Genomic DNA, 16,600 nt, shown 5'->3' with positions numbered 1-16,600 from the left:
GGCCGCGATGCTGGCCGGTGCCGTGGCGCTGTATCTGCGCGAAGGCGTGCCGGGCGCCCCCGACATGCCGCTGGCCGAACGCTTTGCCGCCGCCGACGCTGCCTATCGCGACCGCCCCAGCCAGGCCGAGGCCGAGGCGGCGGCCCCTGCCCGTCCCGCGCCCGACCTGTCGCAGGCCGATCCCGAATACCTGGCGATGATCGACCAGCTGCGCGACGCCGTCGGGCGCAACCCGGACGACCAGCAGGGTCTTGCGCTGCTGGCCAGCAACGAGATGCGCCTCGGCAACCTGGCCGCTGCCCGCGCGGCCCAGCAGCGGCTGGTCGACCTGCGCGGCGATCAGGCCGATGCCGTCCAGCTGATGCAACTGGCCACGCTGATGGTCGATGCCGCAGGCGGCGTCGTCACCCCCGAGGCCGAGGCCGTCCTGCGGCGCGCCCTGACCCTGGACCCCACGCAGCCGCAGGCCCGCTATCTGCAGGGCGTCCTGCTGATCCAGAACGGCCGCCCCGATCGGGCCTTTCCGCTGTGGCGCGGCCTGCTGGACGAGGGCCCCGAGGGTGCGCCCTGGATCGCCCCGATCCGCGCCGCGATCCAGGATCTGGCCTGGCTGGCGGGCGATGACGAATACCGCGCGCCGGCACCCCCCGCAACGGACCTGCCCGGCCCCGATGCCGACGCCCTGGCCGCGGCCGAGGACCTGTCCCCCGAGGATCGTGCCCGCATGATCCAGGACATGGTCGACCGCCTGCAGCAGCGCCTGGCGACGGAGGGCGGCTCTCCCGAGGAATGGGCGCGGCTGATCGCGGCGCTGGCGATGCTGGACCAGCGCGACCAGGCGACCGCGATCCTGACCGAGGCCCGCCAGCGTTTCGGCAGCGCCCCCGACGCCCTGGCCCCGATCGAACGGGCCGCGACCGAAGCGGGGCTGGACGGATGATCCACGAGGACATGACCGATTTCGCCGCCGCCCTGCCCCGCTTCGGCGCGCTGGCCGGGCTGGACCTGGGCACCAAGACCATCGGCGTCGCCGTCAGCGACGGCATGCGGGGCGTGGCGTCCCCCATCACCACGATCCGCCGGACCAAGTTCACCCAGGATGCGCAGGCGCTGCTGACGCTGATCGCGGACCGGGGGCTGGCCGGGCTGGTCCTGGGCCTGCCGCGCAACATGGACGGCTCCGAAGGGCCGCGCGCCCAAGCCACCCGCGCCTTTGCGCGCAACATGACCCGGCTGACCGACCTGCCCATCGCCTACTGGGACGAACGCCTGTCCACGGTCGCCGCCGAACGCGCCCTCCTTGAGGGCGACACCTCGCGCAAGCGCCGGGCCGAGGTCATCGACCAGGTCGCCGCGGGCTACATCCTGCAGGGTGCCTTGGACCGCCTGCGCCACATCGCGACCCATGGATAAGGATGCGACCGCCGCGCGTCAGCGCGGCCATGGGCCAAGCGGCAGCGTCCGGGCCGGGCTTCGCACGGCCCGTCCCCCGCGACCCGAACCCTGCTCCGCGCCTCAGAAAGACAGCCGCCGATGATCGAAAGCCCCTGCATCAAGCTGTGCCGCATCGACGCGGACCGCAACCTGTGTCTCGGCTGCCACCGCACCCTGGCCGAGATCGCGGCCTGGGGCCGCATGACCCCCGATGCCCGCGCCCGCGTCATGGCCGTGCTGCCCGCGCGTCAGGACGCCTCGGACATGCCCCGCCGCGGGTCATAGGCGTTCTCGCGCCGCCATTCCTCGAAGAACGCCGCCAGCTTGGCGTCCACCTTGGCCGGCATGGCGATGCGCAGCTCGACATGCTGGTCGCCGCCGTTCACGCCGCGCCCCCGCAGCCGCAGCCGCTGCCCCGAGGTCGCGCCCCGCGGGATGGTCAGGTTGACGGGCCCGTCGATGGTCGGGGCCGCAACCTTGCCGCCCAGCACCGCCTCGTCCAGGCTGATCGGCAGGATCAGGTGGATGTCGTCGCCGTCGCGCGTGAACTGGGGATGCTCGGCGACCCGAACCTCAAGATAGGCGTCGCCGGGCTCTCCGCGGCCGATGCCGGGCTCGCCCTTGCCGCGCAGGCGGATCACCTGGCCGTCGCGCACGCCCTTGGGGATGGTGACCTCCAGCGTGCCGCCCTGCGGCAGGGTTATGCGATTGCGCCCCCCACGGACCGCGGTCAGGAAATCCACCTGCAGCGCCAGCCGCAGGTCCTGGCCGCGCATGTCGGACGTGCGCCCGCCGCCGAACCCGCCAAAGCCCCCGAACCCGCCAAAACCGCCGCCGCCCCGCGGAGAGGCGCGCTGTCCGAACAGGTCGGCAAAGACATCCGACAGGTCCGGATCGCCGCCATGGCCGGGCGCGTCGCCGAACGGGTTGCCGCCCGCCCCCGGGCGACCCTGCCAGCGGGGTGCCTGTTCCTGGCCCTGGGCGTTGATCTCGCCCGCGTCAAAGCGGCGGCGCTGGTCGGCATCCTTCAGCAGGTCATAGGCAGCCGAGGCCGCCGCGAACCGTTTGGCGGCGGCCGGATCCTGGTTCAGGTCCGGGTGATCGGTCTTCGCGATGCGCCGATAGGCCTTCTTGATCTCATCGGCACTGGCGCTTCGCGACACGCCGAGTGCTGCATAGGGATCGCCTGCCATGCCTGGTCCTTCGTGTTCATCCGTCCTGTCGGTAAGATAGAGACGGTCGGGTTCACATCAATAGGGCAGCGGGTGGGCGCGGTGCAGGCGCTCGATCCCGCGACGCAGCTCGTCAGGCAGATCGCGGTCCAGTCCCGCGATCAGATGGCGCAGCTGATCCATCGTCGTGGCACCGATGATCGGCACCACCTTGAAGGGGCGCGTCAGCTGCCACGCGATGACCATGTGCACCACGTCCCAGCCATGCTCCGCCGCCAGGCGGCCATAGGCCTCTGCCGCGGCCACCCCGCGGTCGGTCTTGCGCCCACCCAGGTTGCCCTGCCCGCCGGTGGCCTTGTCGACCGCCGCGCGGCTGCCCTCGGGCATCGCGCCCGAGGCGTATTTCCCGGTCAGCAGGCCCGCCGCAAGCGGCGAATAGGACAGCAGCGTGACGTCCTCGTTCACCGCGACCTCGGCCAGATCGGTATCGTATAGGCGATAAAGCGGCGAATACTCGTTCTGGATCGCGGCCATCCGCGGCCCGCCGATCTCGTCGGCCACGTCGCACCACCGCGTCAGGCCCCAGGCCGATTCGTTCGACAGGCCCACGGCGCGGATCTTGCCCGCATCGACCGCATCCGACAGCGCGCCCAGTACGTCGCGCATATGCGCCAGCGTCTGCGCCTTGTCCTGGCTCGACGGATCAAAGGCCCAGTTCTGCCGGAACCCATAGGATCCGCGCACCGGCCAGTGCAGCTGATAGAGGTCGATCCGGTCCGTCTGCAGCCGGCGCAGCGAGGCGTCGATGCAGGCCGTGACCGTCGCCCCGTCGAACGGCGCCCCGTCGCGGACCATCTGGCTGGGTCCGGTGATCTTGGTCGCGATCTCGACCCGGTCGCGGTTGCCGGTCCGCGCCAGCCAGCGCCCGATGATCTCCTCGGACAGGCCGACCGTCTCGCGGCGGACGGGGTTCACGGGATACATCTCGGCGCAGTCCATGAAGGTCATCGCGACCTCCAGGGCGGCATCCATCTGCGCATGGGCCTCCGCCTCGGCGGTCTGGTTGCCGAAGGTCATCGTCCCCAGGCAGATCCGGCTGACCTCGACCGCGCTGCCGCCCAGTTTCACACGTTCCATCGGACCACTTCCCTGTTTGCGATTTCGGGCGCAGGCTAGCGATCCCCCCGCCGGGCGCAAGCCCGCGTCGGACATGAAAAAAAGGACACCCCCGAAGGGGCGTCCTGACATGACTGAAATGAGGGCATAGCGCCCGCTAACCGTCCCGACAGGCACGACGTGCGCAAGACATCGCATAAGGGCAAATGACCCCGCGGGACTATAGCCCCGTAAGGCTATGTTGCCCCGCTGCAACGACAGTCAGGAAAGCCCCCCTTGCCGTAGCCGCCGGCTGCTCTTAAATGGGCGAACAAATCTGTTCACCCCGTGTCGTTTTCGCTGTTCCAGGTGTCTTCCGGATGTCCGTGCACGCCCTTGCCCAGATCGACGATGCCCTGTCGGTGCTGGCACCCCGCGGCTTCACCCTGGGGTTGCATATCCGCTATTCGCGCCCGGTCAGGCGCGTGTCAACCTATCCCTCGCAGTGGATCCAGACCTATACCCGCTGCAATCTGGGCGTCGGCGACCCGATGGTCATGTGGTGCGTCCTGAACGAGGGCCAGATCCGGTGGAGCGCCCTGACCCGCCTGCTGCCCGATCCGCTGAACGTGATGGGCCAGGCGCGCGACCACGGCCTGACCTATGGCGCGGCGCTGTCCTACGGCCCGGCCGAATCGCGGTCCTATATCGGGGCGTCCCATGGCGAGCGCGAGTTCACGGATGCCGAGATCGCCAGCATGGCCGACCTGCTGAAACGCGCGCATGACATGGTCGATCGCACCGCCTCGCTCCGCCCGATCCTGGTCGACGCGCTTGAGGCGATCGCCTGCGGCATGACCTATGACCAGGCCTGCGAGGCGCTTGGCATCTCCCGCACCGCGCTGCGCTATCGGCTGCGCATGGCGCGCACCGCCCTGGGGGTCGAGGACAATCCCCATGCGATCCGCAAGGCCATCGATGCGGGGCTGCTGAACGGGATCAGCGTGTCCGGCCTCAGCAAGGGGCTGCCCACGGGGCCCGACCAAGACTAGGCCGACTTGCGCCGGCGCCATTTCAGGCGCTTGGGCCAGTGCCAGCGACGGATCAGGCCCTTGCGCTTGCCCAAAGGCTCAAAGATCTTGTCGGGCCCTTCGGGGTCCAGGATCTCGTTCTCGGCCAGCCAGGCCTCGAAGCCGCTCAGTTCGGGGATCTCGTAGGGGATCAGGGTGCGGCCCTGCCCCTGCGTGCCGCGATTGGCATCGATCATCGCGATCAGGCTGCCATGTTCCTTGATGCCCTGCGTGACCTGATCGGGCGTCATCGCCAGATGTTCCGCCAGCAGGTCGTCGCGCAGCGCGGTGATCGTAGCGCGCGTCGCCTCGGCGCCCGGACGTTCGGCGGCCAGCATCACGTCGCATTCCGTGTCCAGCCGCATGGATCGGTTGTTAAAGTTCGACGACCCGACCCGCAGATAGGTGTCGTCGACGATCGTCACCTTGGCATGGACATAGATCTCGGCGCCCGCATCGGTCACCGGGTGATAGATGCGCAGCCGGTCGCGATGGTCCAGCTTGCGCAGCGCCTCGACCAACTGGGCGCGGGCGGTGTCCATCGCCATCGGCTCCAGCCAGCCTTGGGCGCTGACCGGGTTGATGATGACGATCTCGGGGGGATCGTCCTCGGCCAGGCGTTTGGCGATGGCCTGGGCGATGCGGCGGGATGCGAAATACTGGCTTTCGGCATAGATGACCCGTTTCGCCCGCGCGATCAGGTCCAGATACATCTGCTCGACCTCGTAGGCCGGCTGGACGTCGGGAATGTCCGGACGGGTCCGCGCGATGGCCAGCGCCACGTCGCGGAACGTGGGCTTGATCGCGTCGGGCCAGCATCCCGACGCGTCGCTGACCGCCGACAGCTCCTCGCCGCAGGCGATGCGCCAGCGGTCGCGGGCCAGATCGCCCATCGCCCGCGCGGCGGGTCCGTCAAAGGCGCTGGTCGCGTCGTGCCAGGGCTTCATCAGCTTGCCGCTGGCGCTGGTGCGGCGCGGATCGTCGTCCTTGTGTTCGCGCGTGTCCCACCGGCCCTCGGTCATGTCGATGCCGCCGCAGAAGGCCAGGCAGTCGTCGATGACGACGATCTTGTGGTGATGCGAACTGGCCAGCGGGTGCTTGCCGTCCAGGCGCAGCGTGATGCGCGGATGCATCTTCCAGCGCAGGATCGTCAACAACGTGCTGCCCCGGAACATCGCCTTGAAGGCACCGGTGTCCCATCGCAGCAGGCGCACGTGCAGCGTGGGGCGGCGGCGGGCCAGCCACATCACGAAATCGCCAAGGGCCGGGGGGCCGCCGTCCGCGGCGTCGCCCAGATGGATGCGGGCGTCAAAGTCCCAACCGATCATCAGGATCGAGTGGCGCGCCTGCAGCATGGCCTGGCGCACGGCACGGAAATATTCGTCGGCATCGGCGATGAACGCGAACCGCCCCGATTGTTCGACCCGCCAGCAGTTCCATCCCGGACGGGCCAGCCGATCACTCGAAGCATCCATGTTGTCCCGCCGTCCCTTTTGCTGCTGCCCCGCCATGCGGCGCGTCAGCGCAACACGAAGGGCGACCTTCGGTTCCATTAAGGGAGTGTTTGCCGCACGATCAAGGTCGACCGTGCGGCAGCGATCCGACCCTAGCCGAACAGCGCGTTGCAGATCAACAGCATGGCCAGCGACGATCCCCAGGCCAGCGTGGTCGGCACCGACCACAGCAGCATCTGGTGCTTGGCCTGCTTGACGCCCAGCATCCGGTTGATGACCCAGAAGTAGCTGTCGTTGAAATAGCCGAAGACCATCGACCCGATGGCCGCGGCCTGGGCGGCAAAGACCATGTTCACGTCCGGCATGTTCATCAGGATCGGCGCCGAGATCGATGCGCCCGTGATCATCGCGACCGTGCCCGAACCCTGGATCAGGCGCACCAGAGAGCTGATCACGAAGGGGATCAGCACCGCCGGGATGGCAAGACCCGCCACCGCCTGGCCGATCACGTCGCCCGCGCCCGAATCGCGCAGGACCGAACCCAGGGCCCCGCCCGCACCGGTCACCAGCAGGATGATGCCCGCGCTTTCGACGCCCTGCTCCATGTAGCCCAGCACCTCGTCGCGCGGACGCCCGGGCAGTAGGGTATAGATCGACACCAGAAGGCCGATGGCCACCGCGATCACCGGGTTGCCGAAGAAGGACATCGCCTGCACCAGCAGGTTCGTCTCCAGCGCCGGGTCGCCCGAGGTGCGCACGACCGCCGTGGCGATGGTGTTCAGGAAGATCAGCACGATCGGCAGCAGCAGCGGCAGCACCGACAGGCCCAGGGACGGCAGAACCTTCTGGCGGTCGTCCACGGCCTCCTCGAACTGACGATAGGCGGCCGAGAGGTCCTCGCCGGTGTCGGTCTGGATCATCCGCTCGATCCGGGGGCCCATGGCGCGGGCATAGAAGACGATGACCGCCATGCCGGGGATCGTGAAGACGATGCCCCACAGGATCATCAGCCCCAGATCGACGCCATAGATGCCCGCGACGCCCAGGGGGCCGGGGGTCGGCGGCACGGCATGGTGGGTCAGCATCAGCCCGCCCGCCAGCGCGATGCCAAGCGTCAGCACCGACTTGCCCGAGGACCGCGCCAGCGCCTTGACCAGCGGCGACAGGATCACGAAGGCGCTGTCGCAGAAGATCGGGATCGACACGATATAGCCCGTCAGGACCATGGCCCAGTCCTCGCGCTTTTTCCCGACCCACCGGATCAGCGAATAGGCCATCTGCTCGGCCGCGCCCGACACCTCCAGGATGCGGCCCATCATCACGCCGAAGCCGATGACCAGGCCGATGGTGGACAGCGTGCGGCCGAAACCGGTGGTGATCGAGTTGATCACGTCGGCGGGCATCATGCCGCCGATCAGGCCCGACACGGATGCCGCGATGACCAGCGCGATGATCGCGTGGATCTTGGTCTTCACGACCAGGAAGATCAGCAGGAAGATGGCAAAGCCAAGTCCCGCGATCAGCTGGAACTCCATTCCGGGTTCAGCCATGGGTTACTCCTCCACTGCGCCCGGCATGGGGCGCCTCCAGTTGAAAACGCTCAGCGATCCGCCAGAAACTGCGTCAGGATCGCGTCGAAATCGGTATCCGCGTCAAAGCCCAGGGCGCGCGCGCGGGTCACGTCGAAGGCGCCGGGCCAGCTGCAGACGATGGCCTCGATGCGCGCATCGCGGGTCAGGGCCACGCGGGCGCGGGCCTCGGCGCCCACCAGCCGCTCCAGGCTGTCCAGCATCTGGGCCGGGGTCGCGGTGATGCCCGGCAGGTCCATGACGCGGTTGATGCCCAGATCGGCGGCGGGGATGCGGCCCGCGCGGACCAGGTTCGTGACCGCCACGCCCGGAGAGCTGATCCACAGCCGCGTGTCCAGCGGCACCGGGCATTCCGACGCCTGCCCCGCAACCGGTTCGCGGATGATCCCCGACACAAAGCTGGAGGCCGCGGAATTGGGCGCGCCGGGGCGCACGCAGATCGTGGGCAGGCGCACGGTCAGCCCGTCGACGAAGCCCTTGCGGCTGTATTCGCTGACCAGCAGTTCGCCGATGGCCTTGCCGCAGCCGTATGAGGATTGCGGCATCAGGGCCATGGTCGGCGGCACGATCTGCGGCATCTCTCCGCCGAACACCGCAAGCGAGCTGGTGAAGACGAAGCGCGGCGCGCGGTCCAGCTTGCGGCAGGCCTCCAGCAGCAAACGTGTGGCGTCGACGTTGATGTGCAGGCCGGTGTCGAAATCCTCCTCGGACTGGCCCGACAGCACGGCGGCCAGGTGATAGACCGTGTCAGCGCCCCCCGACAGCGCGCGGGCCACGGCATCCGCGTCGTCGATGGAGCCGACCAGGCTTTCCACCCGCGCGTCATCGACCGGGCAGGCCACCCGGTCCAGCGACACGATGCGTTCCGCGCCGTCCTTCAGCAGGGCCGCGATCAGGCGCGCGCCCAGAAAACCGGCGCCGCCGGTCACGATGATGGTCATAGGCTCTCTCCCTTCAGGTCGGGGGCCAGGATCACCTGGACTCCCATCTCGCGCAGGGCGTCCGCCGCGCCTGCGTCGATGCCCGCATCGGTCACGACCGTGTCGAAGACCGAGACGGGCAGGATGTTCATCGCCGCCACCGCGCCGTATTTCGTCGAATCCGACACCAGCACGGCGCGCCGCGCGCGATCGACCGCGACGCGCTTGACCGGGCCCTTGGCCTCGGAGGGCGAACTCAGCCCCGCCACCGTCCAGGACGAGGTCGAGATGAAGGCGATGTCATAGTTGAACCGCGCCAGCGCCTCGGACGCCGCACCGCCCACGCAGGATTGGTTCGCGCGTTCGACCAGTCCGCCGCTGTGATAAAGCGTGCAGTCCGAATGCGTGGACAGCCAGGCGCAGATGACGAAGTCGTTCGTGACCACCGTCAGCCCCCGCCGCCCGGCGATCTGGCGCGCCAGTTCCAAGAGCGTCGTGCCCGCGTCCAGATAGATCACCATGCCGTCGCGGACCAGATCGGCCGCCGCCTGCCCCACCGCGCGCTTGGCCCCGGTGTTCATCGCGGCCTTCTGCAGATGCGGCAGCTCCTGCGCCAACCTCCGCGACAGGCGCACGCCCCCGGTGACCGAGGACACGCGGCCCGCCTCCTCCAGTGCCTGGATGTCGCGGCGCACGGTCATGTGCGATACCCCCAGTCGCTCGACCAGGTCGGCGATGCTGACGATGTCGCGTTCGGCCAGGCAGGACAGGATGAACTGCTGGCGTTCGGCCGGGATCATGGCACCGCGCGCAGATAGGGCGCGGCCCAGCCCAGACCGTCCTCGGTCCGGCCGCGGGGGTTGTACTCGCAGCCCATCGGCCCGTCGAAGCCGGTCCGCTCGAAGGCCGCGAAGATCTCGGCATAGTTCAGCTCGCCCGTGTCGGGCTCGTGGCGGTCGGGGACGCCCGCGATCTGGACATGGCCATAGGCGCCTTTCAGACGCTCGATCCGGCGGATGATGTCGCCGTCCATGATCTGCGTGTGATAGACGTCGAACTGCAGCAGCACGTTGCGGCGCTCAAGGCGCTCGATCAGGGCCAGCGTCGGGTCCTGATGCGCGATGAAGTAACCCGGCACGTCGCGGCTGTTCAGCGGCTCGATGCTGATGAACAGGCCGGCATTGGCGGCCATGTCGGCGGCCTCGCGCAGGTTCTGGGTCCAGACCGCCTCGCAGGCGGCGCGGTCCGGCTCATCGGCGGTGATCCCGGACATGACGTGGATGCGCGGGCAGCCCAGGCCCGTGGCATAGGTGATCGCCTGCTCCACGCTGGCGCGGAACTCAGCGCGCTTTCCCGGACGCGCGGCAAAGCCCCGCTCGCCCCCCGCCCAATCGCCTGCGGGCGCGTTGATCAGCGACAGGCGCAAGCCGTTACGGTCCAGCCGGGTCTTCACCACCTCGATGGGGTGGTCATAGGGGAACAGGAACTCGACCGTGTCAAAACCCGCAGCACCCGCCCGGTCGAACCGGTCCAGAAAGGGCGCGTCGGTGAACAGCATCGAGAGGTTCGCGGCAATGCGGGTCATGTCAGTATCCTCCGCCCAGTTCGGCGATCTCGGCCTCGGTCAGGTAGTGCAGCTTCTCGCCGCGCAGGATGAACTGCAGCTTGGCGGTCTCCTCCAGCTCCTCGGCATTGTTCACGGCATCGTCGATGTCGCGGCCCAGCACCACGACCCCGTGGGAGGCCAGCAGAAAGGCCTGCGCGCTGTTGCCCTGCGCCGCGGCGGCCAGGTCCAGCCCGATCTGCGGCGATCCGGGGCGGGAATAGGGGATGACCGGCATGTGCCCGATGCGCATGACGTAATAGGGGGTGAAGGGCCGGATCGCATTGTCGCGGGGCAGCCCCTCCAGACAGGACAGCGCCGTCAGATAGGTCGAATGCAGATGCACGATGGCCCCCGCCTGCGGCCGCACGTCATAGAGCGCGCGGTGGAAGGCGAATTCCTTGGACGGCTTCGGACCGGGCAGCGGTTCGCCATCCGCGCCGATCACCGACAGCGCATCGGCCGACAGGCGGCCCAGGCTGCTGCCCGTGGGGGTCACGGTGAAGCCGCCGTCGGGATTGCGGACCGACACGTTCCCCGCCCCGCCCACGGAGTAGCCGCGCTCGAACAGGCTGCGGCACAGCAGCACCATGCGGTCGGCGGCGCTCATGCGGGGACCTCCTGCGCGTCGGTGAAGAAGGTCTCGGCCCCGAAATTGCCCGATTTCAGCGCCAGCGACAGCGGCTTGTCCACCGCCCGGACCCAAGGCACGCCGGGCGCGATCTGCGGCCCGATGGCGAAACCCGTGACCTTAAGCGCCTGCGTGACCGAGCCCGAGGTCTCTCCTCCCGCGACGATGAAGCGGGTGATGCCGCCTTCGGCCAGACGCGCGGCGGCGGCGGCGAAGGTGCGCTCGACCGCCTCGGAGGCGGCGGCGCCGTGCTGCGCCTGGATCGCGCGCAGGCGGGCCGGGTCGGCGGTCGCGGTGATCATCGGGGCACGGCCCTGCGGCTGCGCCAGCACCCATTCGGCCAGCGCGGCGCCATAGGCGTCGGCATCGGCCAGGCAGCGGTCCACATCCACGTCCAGCGTCGGCGCCAGTGCGCGATAGGCCGCGACCTGCCGGTTCGTCATCACCGAACACGACCCCGAGATCACCACCGCCGGCCCCGCCAGCGGCGCGCCCGCATCCTGGGCCTGGGCATCGGCCCCGCCCGACACCGCCCGCGCGATGCCGTATCCCAGCCCCGACCCGCCGGTGACCAGCGCCATGTCCGCAACGGCCTGCCCAAGGGTCGCCAGATGCGCGTCGCTGATCGCGTCCAGCACGACGTAGCGCACCCCCTCGGCCCGCAGGGCCGCGATGCGGTCGCGCACGGCCTGCGGCCCCTGATCGACGGTCGCGGCATCGACCAGACCGCAACGGCCCTGCGCCTGCCCCTCCATCAACCGGATCAGGCTGCTGTCGCGCATGGGCGTGATCGGGTGATCGCGCATCCCCGAATCCTGCAGCAGGTCCTGCCTCACGAACAGATGGCCCAGATAGACCGACCGCCCGTTCACCGGCAGCGCCGGGCAGATGACCGTGATGTCGGTCCCCAGGGCCGCCATCAGCGCATCGGCCACCGGGCCGATATTGCCTGCGGCCGTCGAATCAAAGGTCGAGCAGTATTTCTGATAGATCTGCGCACAGCCCCGCGCGCGCAGCCAGTCCAGTGCGGCCAGGCTGTCCGCCACGGCCTCGGCCGCCGGGTTCGACCGGCTTTTCAGCGAGATCACCACCGCATCGGCATCGACCTGCGCGCCCGCCTCCGGCACGCCGATCATCTGCGTGGTGGTCAGGCCGCCCGCGACCAGAAAGCCCGCGATATCGGTCGCGCCGGTAAAATCATCCGCGATGACGCCGATCTTCATGCCTTCCCCTCCGGCAGGGTGATGCCCGAGAAGGTCTTGATCACCGCGCTGTCATCCTCACGCCCATGGCCCATGTTGGAGGCCTGCTGGAACATCGCGAAGGCGGTCGAGGCCAGGGGCAGCGGAAAGCCCAGGGCGCGTCCGGTTTCCGTCGCCAGGCCCAAATCCTTGACGAAGATGTCCACGGCCGAGGTGGGCGTGTAGTCGCCATCGACCACATGCTTCATCCGGTTCTCGAACATCCAGGAATTGCCGGCGGCGTTGGTCACCACGTCATACATCGTGTCCAGCGGGATGCCCGCACGGGCGGCCAGGGCCATCGCCTCGGCGCCGACCGCGATATGCACGCCCGCCAGCAGCTGGTGGATGACCTTGACCGTGGCACCCTGCCCGATATCAGGCCCGATGCGATAGGTCTTGGCGGCCACCGCCCCCAGCACCGGGGCCAGCGCGTCGAAGGCCGCATCCGGCCCCGAGGCCATCACCGTCATCGCCCCCTGCGCGGCCTTGGCCGCCCCGCCCGAGACCGGCGCGTCCAGCATCAGCACGCCCCGCGCGGCCAGATCGGCGCCCAGGGCGCGCGCATCCTCGGCCGATTGCGTGCAGCTGACCATGATCGCGCCGCCCGGACGGATGCGCCCGGCCACGCCGCCCTCGCCCAGGATCACCTGGCGGGCCTGCGCGCCGTTCACGACCAGCACGATCACCGCGTCGAAATCGCCGCCGAGGCCCGCGACGCCATCCGCCACGCCCTCGGCCCCCTGGGCCGCAAAGGCGTCACGGCGCCCCGCATCCAGGTCGATGCCGCTGGTGGCCAGTCCGGCACGCAGGCAGGACAGCGCTGCCCCCATGCCCATGGACCCAAGGCCTACGACGCATACTCGATAGCGGGTCGGGACGGACATCTGTGCTTCTCCCTGATCAGATTGGGACGCAGTCAGTCACAAACAGGCGCGCAATGCAACAATTTATCTCAATAAGTCACGTTTTTTAACATCCCTGCCCATCGTTGCGGTGATAGTTTTTTTCCGTTCCCGCAGATTTCACGGCCCGACGGCTACCGGACGGATTTACACCGCCGCGTGCCCGGCGTTCTGTCGGCAGCGGATCGCAACACCGGAGGGGACGACATGGCGACATCACTGGTACTGGAACGCAAGGGTCAGCTGGCGCTGCGCGACATCGCGCTGGATCAGGACCTGTCGCCCACCGACGTGCGCATCGCGGTCCATACGGTCGGCATCTGCGGGTCGGACGTGCATTACTATACCCACGGCAAGATCGGCCCCTTCGTGGTCGAGCAGCCGATGGTCCTGGGCCACGAGGCATCGGGCACCGTGGTCGAGGTCGGCGCCCAGGTCACGCACCTGAAGCCCGGCGACAGGGTCTGCATGGAGCCCGGCATTCCCGATGCGACCTCGCGCGCGGCCAAGCTGGGCATCTACAACGTCGATCCGGCGGTGCGGTTCTGGGCCACCCCGCCCGTGCATGGCTGCCTGACGCCGCAGGTCGTGCATCCGGCGGCCTATACCTACCGGCTGCCCGATCAGGTCTCCTTTGCGCAGGGCGCGATGGTCGAGCCCTTTGCGATCGGCATGCAGGCCGCGTTGCGGGCACGCATCCAGCCGGGCGACATCGGACTGGTCACCGGCGCCGGGCCCATCGGCATGATGACCGCGCTGGCGGCGCTGGCGGGGGGCTGCGCCAAGGTGATGGTCGCGGACCTGGCCCAGCCCAAGCTGGACATCATCGGCGCCTATCCGGGCATCGAGACCGTCAACATCCGCACCACCCCCGCAGCCCAGGCGATCGCCGAGGCCACCGATGGATGGGGCGCGGACGTCGTCTTCGAATGTTCCGGGGCGGCCCCCGCGATCCTGGGCCTGCCGGCGCTGGCGCGTCCGGGCGGCACGATCGTGCTGGTCGGCATGCCGGTCGATCCGGTGCCGGTCGACATCGTCGGCCTGCAGGCCAAGGAGCTGCGCATCGAGACGGTGTTCCGCTATGCCAACGTCTATGACCGCGCGATATCGCTGATCGCGGCGGGCAAGGTCGACCTGTCGCCGCTTATCTCGGCCACGATCCCCTTCGCGGACAGCATCGCCGCCTTCGACCGTGCGGTCGAGGCGCGCGACACCGACGTCAAGATCCAGATCCGCATGCCGGACTGAAACGCGCCTGAAAAGTATGACCGCCGCCCCGGCGTTTTGGAATGGCTGCAGCCCTGGGTTGCAGCCATTTCCCATCGGGCAAGGCACCCCTGGCGCGGCCATGCTGCATGGCAGCATTTTCATGCCGTGGTTCCCGTCCCACTGACATGATGATTTTTCGGCGCCTGGTGTCAAAAAAGTATCTGAAGATTCGCCGTGCGGTCGTGGCCCCGTCCCGACCACCCGTGCTAGCAAAGGTCCAGCGCCTTGGAGGGCCGGCATCGCAGCAGCGGGCCGTGCTGGCGCGGAGAGGGGGAACGCGATGCAGCCAGATCTGGAACTGGTCCATATCCGCAAGGGTGAATCCTTTGCCGCGTGGCAGCACGGCTATCCCTTCCGCACGGTCCGCTGGCACTTCCATCCGGAATATGAGATCCACCTGGTCGTGGCGACGTCGGGCAAGTTCTATATCGGCGACCATGTCGGCGAATTCGGGCCGGGCCAGCTGATCATGACCGGACCGAACCTGCCCCAGAACTGGATCAGCGACATCCGCCCCGGACAGATCGTGCCCTGCCGCACCAAGGTCATCCAGTTCCCCGAAAGCTTCATCGAGGCCGCCCGCGGGGCATTCCCCGAGCTGGAATCGGCCCGGCACCTGCTGGAGCGCAGCCGCCGGGGCCTGCTGTTCGACGACGACACCTCGCGTGCGGTGATGCCGCTGATGGGCAAGCTGATCGACGCGCGCGGCGTGCGCCGGCTGGGGCTGTTCTTCCAGATCCTGGACCTGCTGGCGACGGCGCCCAAGGCGCAGACGCTGGCCAGCCTGAGCTTTGTCATGGACATGCAGCGGGCCGAGGAGTCGGACATGAACCGCGCCCTGGGCCATCTGCGGGAAAACCTGCTGGACGCGGTCAGCGAAACGGAACTGGCCGACCTGACCGGACAGAGCCAAAGCGCGTTCTCGCGGTCGTTCAAGCGCCATACCGGGACCACGCTGGTCCGCTATCGCAACCAGATGCGGATCGACCTGGCCTGTCACATGCTGCTGTCGGACCCCGACGCCAAGGTCGCCGATATCTGCTTTGACGTGGGCTTTTCGAACCTGTCGAACTTCAACCGCCATTTCCTCAAGCTGAAGAAGATGTCGCCGTCGGAATTTCGCGCGACCTTCGCCGCCAACCAGACGATCCGCATGGCCAGCTGAACCCGCCACACCACCCCATACCCTGCGCGACGCGGTTCCCCATGCGGGCCGCGACCGGAGGGGGACTGCCGACTGCACATCGAAGGGAGGACTATGATGAACACCTTGCTCAAGACCGTATCCGCCGCCGCGCTGGGCTTTGTCGCCTCGACCGGCCTTGCCGCCGCCCAGGACGACACGCTGAAGATCGGCATGACGTTCCAGGAGATGAACAACCCCTATTTCGTGTCCATGCAGGAGGCCCTGAACGAGGCCGCCGCCCAGATCGGCGCCGAGGTCATCGTGACCGACGCGGGCCATGACGTGGCCAAGCAGATCTCGGACGTCGAGGACATGCTGCAGCAGGGCATCGACATCCTGCTGCTGAACCCAACCGACAGCGCGGGCGTCGAATCGGCCGTGCGCATGGCCAAGGACCAGGGCGTGATCGTGGTCGCGGTCGACGCCAACGCCAACGGCCCGGTCGACACGTTCGTCGGCTCCAAGAACCGCGACGCGGGCTATCAGTCCTGCGCCTATCTGGCCGAAGCCCTGGGCGGCCAGGGAGAGGTCGCCATCCTGGACGGCATCCCGGTCGTGCCGATCCTGCAGCGCGTCGAGGGCTGCAAGGAGGCCCTGGCCGAGCACGAGGGCATCACCCTGGTCGACACCCAGAACGGCCGCCAGGACCGTTCCGTCGCCCTGGGCGTGGTCGAGAACATGATCCAGTCGCACCAGAACCTGGCCGGTATCTTCTCGGTCAACGACGGCGGTGCGATGGGTGCGCTGGCCGCGATCCAGGGGTCGGGCCGCGACATCAAGCTGACCTCGGTCGACGGCGCCCCCGAGGCGGTCAAGGCCATCGCCGACGGCGGCCCGTTCATCCAGACCACCGCGCAGTTCCCGCGCGACCAGGTCCGCGTGGGCCTGGGCATGGCGCTGGCCCAGTACTGGGGCGCGCGCGTGGTACCGACCGAGGTGCCGATCGACGTGCGCACGGTCGATGCCGAGAACGCGGCCGACTTCAGCTGGTGACGGACCCGGCCGCGCCCCCCCCCCGGCGGGGGCGGGGC

The 16,600-nt window shown here is 68.7% G+C and carries 17 protein-coding genes; 7 read left to right on the top strand and 10 right to left on the bottom strand.

All coding sequences use genetic code 11. The annotated features are described in order from the left end of the window. The 3 genes from TW83_RS21165 to TW83_RS13835 all read left to right on the top strand — a co-directional run. Nucleotides 1–940, top strand: a 940-nt coding sequence (locus TW83_RS21165) for a hypothetical protein (protein ID WP_045983365.1), incomplete at its 5' end; no start/stop codon positions are given. Next, on the top strand, nucleotides 937–1,413 hold the full coding sequence (ruvX, locus tag TW83_RS13840) for a Holliday junction resolvase RuvX (protein WP_045983362.1): 477 nt from the start codon (nucleotides 937–939) through the stop codon (nucleotides 1,411–1,413). The genes TW83_RS21165 and ruvX, both read left to right, overlap by 4 nt. A gap of 120 nt (nucleotides 1,414–1,533) precedes the next feature. Further along, the gene (locus tag TW83_RS13835) at nucleotides 1,534–1,719 is read left to right on the top strand and encodes a DUF1289 domain-containing protein (RefSeq protein WP_045983361.1); all 186 of its coding nucleotides are present in this window, start codon (nucleotides 1,534–1,536) and stop codon (nucleotides 1,717–1,719) included. Here the strand turns inward: TW83_RS13835 and TW83_RS13830 are convergent. After that, the gene (locus TW83_RS13830; protein ID WP_045983360.1) at nucleotides 1,683–2,627 is read right to left on the bottom strand and encodes a DnaJ C-terminal domain-containing protein; all 945 of its coding nucleotides are present in this window, start codon (nucleotides 2,625–2,627) and stop codon (nucleotides 1,683–1,685) included. The two genes, TW83_RS13835 and TW83_RS13830, sit on opposite strands and share 37 nt — an antisense overlap. 57 nt (nucleotides 2,628–2,684) lie before the next feature. Then, the gene (locus TW83_RS13825) at nucleotides 2,685–3,743 is read right to left on the bottom strand and encodes an aldo/keto reductase (RefSeq protein WP_045983359.1); all 1,059 of its coding nucleotides are present in this window, start codon (nucleotides 3,741–3,743) and stop codon (nucleotides 2,685–2,687) included. Nucleotides 3,744–4,081: 338 nt separating this feature from the next. On the opposite strand from TW83_RS13825, the gene TW83_RS13820 reads away from it, so the two are divergent. Further along, a complete protein-coding gene (locus TW83_RS13820; protein ID WP_045983358.1) occupies nucleotides 4,082–4,753 on the top strand; it encodes an autoinducer binding domain-containing protein in 672 nt (223 codons plus the stop codon). Here TW83_RS13820 and TW83_RS13815 read toward each other — a convergent pair. The 8 genes from TW83_RS13815 to ltnD all read right to left on the bottom strand — a co-directional run bounded on the left by TW83_RS13815 (nucleotide 4,750) and on the right by ltnD (nucleotide 13,096). After that, nucleotides 4,750–6,246, bottom strand: a complete 1,497-nt coding sequence (locus tag TW83_RS13815) for a phospholipase D-like domain-containing protein (RefSeq protein ID WP_045983364.1) — start codon at nucleotides 6,244–6,246, stop codon at nucleotides 4,750–4,752. The genes TW83_RS13820 and TW83_RS13815 overlap by 4 nt on opposite strands. A gap of 131 nt (nucleotides 6,247–6,377) precedes the next feature. Next, nucleotides 6,378–7,775 carry a gluconate:H+ symporter gene (locus TW83_RS13810; RefSeq protein ID WP_204245762.1) on the bottom strand — a complete coding sequence of 466 codons (1,398 nt, stop codon included), beginning with the start codon at nucleotides 7,773–7,775 and terminating at the stop codon, nucleotides 6,378–6,380. A 50-nt stretch (nucleotides 7,776–7,825) separates the two neighbouring features. Next, nucleotides 7,826–8,755: a D-erythronate dehydrogenase gene (gene denD, locus TW83_RS13805; RefSeq protein ID WP_045983356.1), complete on the bottom strand. Its 930-nt coding sequence runs from the start codon at nucleotides 8,753–8,755 to the stop codon at nucleotides 7,826–7,828. Next, nucleotides 8,752–9,534 (bottom strand): DeoR/GlpR family DNA-binding transcription regulator, encoded by a 783-nt coding sequence (locus tag TW83_RS13800; RefSeq protein ID WP_045983355.1) that lies wholly within the window; start codon nucleotides 9,532–9,534, stop codon nucleotides 8,752–8,754. The genes denD and TW83_RS13800 overlap by 4 nt, the downstream gene beginning before the upstream one ends. Beyond that, entirely contained in the window at nucleotides 9,531–10,319 is a 789-nt protein-coding gene (gene otnI, locus TW83_RS13795; protein ID WP_045983354.1) for a 2-oxo-tetronate isomerase, read from the bottom strand. The genes TW83_RS13800 and otnI overlap by 4 nt, the downstream gene beginning before the upstream one ends. Before the next feature lies 1 nt (nucleotide 10,320). Then, on the bottom strand, nucleotides 10,321–10,947 hold the full coding sequence (locus tag TW83_RS13790) for an aldolase (RefSeq protein ID WP_045983353.1): 627 nt from the start codon (nucleotides 10,945–10,947) through the stop codon (nucleotides 10,321–10,323). Further along, nucleotides 10,944–12,191 carry a 3-oxo-tetronate kinase gene (otnK, locus tag TW83_RS13785; RefSeq protein ID WP_045983352.1) on the bottom strand — a complete coding sequence of 416 codons (1,248 nt, stop codon included), beginning with the start codon at nucleotides 12,189–12,191 and terminating at the stop codon, nucleotides 10,944–10,946. The genes TW83_RS13790 and otnK overlap by 4 nt, the downstream gene beginning before the upstream one ends. Continuing rightward, complete coding sequence (ltnD, locus tag TW83_RS13780; protein ID WP_045983351.1) at nucleotides 12,188–13,096, bottom strand: L-threonate dehydrogenase; 909 nt, start codon at nucleotides 13,094–13,096, stop codon at nucleotides 12,188–12,190. The genes otnK and ltnD overlap by 4 nt, the downstream gene beginning before the upstream one ends. 225 nt (nucleotides 13,097–13,321) lie before the next feature. Between ltnD and TW83_RS13775 the strand changes: the two genes are divergently transcribed. The 3 genes from TW83_RS13775 to TW83_RS13765 all read left to right on the top strand — a co-directional run bounded on the left by TW83_RS13775 (nucleotide 13,322) and on the right by TW83_RS13765 (nucleotide 16,562). Further along, nucleotides 13,322–14,362 (top strand): NAD(P)-dependent alcohol dehydrogenase, encoded by a 1,041-nt coding sequence (locus TW83_RS13775; RefSeq protein WP_045983350.1) that lies wholly within the window; start codon nucleotides 13,322–13,324, stop codon nucleotides 14,360–14,362. Between the two features lie 301 nt (nucleotides 14,363–14,663). Further along, nucleotides 14,664–15,548 (top strand): AraC family transcriptional regulator, encoded by an 885-nt coding sequence (locus tag TW83_RS13770; RefSeq protein WP_045983349.1) that lies wholly within the window; start codon nucleotides 14,664–14,666, stop codon nucleotides 15,546–15,548. Nucleotides 15,549–15,644: 96 nt separating this feature from the next. Then, nucleotides 15,645–16,562, top strand: a complete 918-nt coding sequence (locus TW83_RS13765; protein ID WP_045983363.1) for an ABC transporter substrate-binding protein — start codon at nucleotides 15,645–15,647, stop codon at nucleotides 16,560–16,562. The last annotated feature ends 38 nt before the right edge of the window (nucleotides 16,563–16,600 follow it).

The sequence above is a fragment of the Paracoccus sp. S4493 genome (assembly GCF_000967735.1).
Lineage (GTDB): Bacteria > Pseudomonadota > Alphaproteobacteria > Rhodobacterales > Rhodobacteraceae > Paracoccus > Paracoccus marcusii.
Note: the sequence above shows the minus strand (reverse complement) of the source record. Positions and strands in the feature narration are given on the sequence as shown.

What these genes read in the sequence shown, in the direction of transcription:
- ruvX (WP_045983362.1), top strand. Translation starts at nt 937, where the DNA reads ATGATCCACGAGGACATGACCGATTTCGCCGCCGCCCTGCCCCGCTTC.
- TW83_RS13835 (WP_045983361.1), top strand. Translation starts at nt 1,534, where the DNA reads ATGATCGAAAGCCCCTGCATCAAGCTGTGCCGCATCGACGCGGACCGC.
- TW83_RS13830 (WP_045983360.1), bottom strand. Translation starts at nt 2,627, where the DNA reads ATGGCAGGCGATCCCTATGCAGCACTCGGCGTGTCGCGAAGCGCCAGT.
- TW83_RS13825 (WP_045983359.1), bottom strand. Translation starts at nt 3,743, where the DNA reads ATGGAACGTGTGAAACTGGGCGGCAGCGCGGTCGAGGTCAGCCGGATC.
- TW83_RS13820 (WP_045983358.1), top strand. Translation starts at nt 4,082, where the DNA reads ATGTCCGTGCACGCCCTTGCCCAGATCGACGATGCCCTGTCGGTGCTG.
- TW83_RS13815 (WP_045983364.1), bottom strand. Translation starts at nt 6,246, where the DNA reads ATGGATGCTTCGAGTGATCGGCTGGCCCGTCCGGGATGGAACTGCTGG.
- TW83_RS13810 (WP_204245762.1), bottom strand. Translation starts at nt 7,775, where the DNA reads ATGGCTGAACCCGGAATGGAGTTCCAGCTGATCGCGGGACTTGGCTTT.
- denD (WP_045983356.1), bottom strand. Translation starts at nt 8,755, where the DNA reads ATGACCATCATCGTGACCGGCGGCGCCGGTTTTCTGGGCGCGCGCCTG.
- TW83_RS13800 (WP_045983355.1), bottom strand. Translation starts at nt 9,534, where the DNA reads ATGATCCCGGCCGAACGCCAGCAGTTCATCCTGTCCTGCCTGGCCGAA.
- otnI (WP_045983354.1), bottom strand. Translation starts at nt 10,319, where the DNA reads ATGACCCGCATTGCCGCGAACCTCTCGATGCTGTTCACCGACGCGCCC.
- TW83_RS13790 (WP_045983353.1), bottom strand. Translation starts at nt 10,947, where the DNA reads ATGAGCGCCGCCGACCGCATGGTGCTGCTGTGCCGCAGCCTGTTCGAG.
- otnK (WP_045983352.1), bottom strand. Translation starts at nt 12,191, where the DNA reads ATGAAGATCGGCGTCATCGCGGATGATTTTACCGGCGCGACCGATATC.
- ltnD (WP_045983351.1), bottom strand. Translation starts at nt 13,096, where the DNA reads ATGTCCGTCCCGACCCGCTATCGAGTATGCGTCGTAGGCCTTGGGTCC.
- TW83_RS13775 (WP_045983350.1), top strand. Translation starts at nt 13,322, where the DNA reads ATGGCGACATCACTGGTACTGGAACGCAAGGGTCAGCTGGCGCTGCGC.
- TW83_RS13770 (WP_045983349.1), top strand. Translation starts at nt 14,664, where the DNA reads ATGCAGCCAGATCTGGAACTGGTCCATATCCGCAAGGGTGAATCCTTT.
- TW83_RS13765 (WP_045983363.1), top strand. Translation starts at nt 15,645, where the DNA reads ATGAACACCTTGCTCAAGACCGTATCCGCCGCCGCGCTGGGCTTTGTC.